This window comes from Vibrio sp. 1401 (assembly GCF_033340295.1).
In genome coordinates this window covers 1-913 of record NZ_JAWOWF010000198.1, presented here as the reverse complement: position 1 = coordinate 913, position 913 = coordinate 1, and the positions used below count along the sequence as shown (strand labels likewise).

Genomic DNA, 913 nt, shown 5'->3' with positions numbered 1-913 from the left:
TTATTTTTCAATGTAATGCTATTCTTCACCTTTCTATGCCATTTTGGCGCTCATGCATGGAGAGGATATGCTCAGCTTTTTATTACGTTCTGTCTTTTTAGGCTTAGCAACCGCTGCCGTTGTACTGCTCGCAGTTCCATCATTGCGCAATAACGTTATTCCTGTCGCGCTCGACCAACAACCGAAAAATATCGCATCTCTTGAATTGTCGTTTAACCAAGCCGTAAGAAGAGCGGCGCCAGCGGTTGTGAATATATACAGCCGAAAATACGTTGAAAACGATCGCAGTAAACTCTCGACACAAGGGCTGGGTTCTGGGGTTATCGTCAGCGAAAAAGGTTATATCATTACCAACTATCACGTGGTAGCTCAAGCAGACCAAGTCGTTGTTGCATTGCAAGATGGTCGAGCTGCTGCCGCTCAACTTGTTGGCACCGACAAACGCACGGACATTGCCGTTTTACGAGTTGAAGGTTCTAGCCTACCTGTCATCCCATTGAATTCTGAATACAAACCTCAGGTTGGTGATGTCGTTTTAGCGATTGGTAACCCATACAACTTAGGGCAAACCACGACCTTCGGCATTATTTCCGCGACAGGTCGCTCCTCTATTAGCGATGGTCGTCAAGCCTTCATCCAAACTGATGCTGCAATCAATGAAGGTAACTCGGGCGGCGCATTGGTGAATACTCAAGGTGAATTGGTGGGCATCAACACCGCATCTTTCCAACAGGCAACCGATCTTGAAACCTATGGTATCTCATTTGCAATCCCCGCCCCACTCGCCAGCAAAATTATGCAGAAAATCATCGCTGATGGTCGTGTGATTCGCGGCTACATCGGTATTGATGGGCAAGACATCAATGCAGTGACGGCCCGTTTACTAGGAAACGAGCACATTGGCGGTATCGTT

At 47.2% G+C, this 913-nt stretch carries 1 protein-coding gene; it reads left to right on the top strand.

Going from position 1 to position 913, the window contains the following annotated elements; translation table 11 throughout:
* Window positions 1-67 precede the first annotated feature (67 nt).
* Window positions 68-913 (top strand): outer membrane-stress sensor serine endopeptidase DegS (gene degS, locus R7Z77_RS24530; RefSeq protein ID WP_318136950.1); only part of this gene is annotated, 846 nt, incomplete at its 3' end.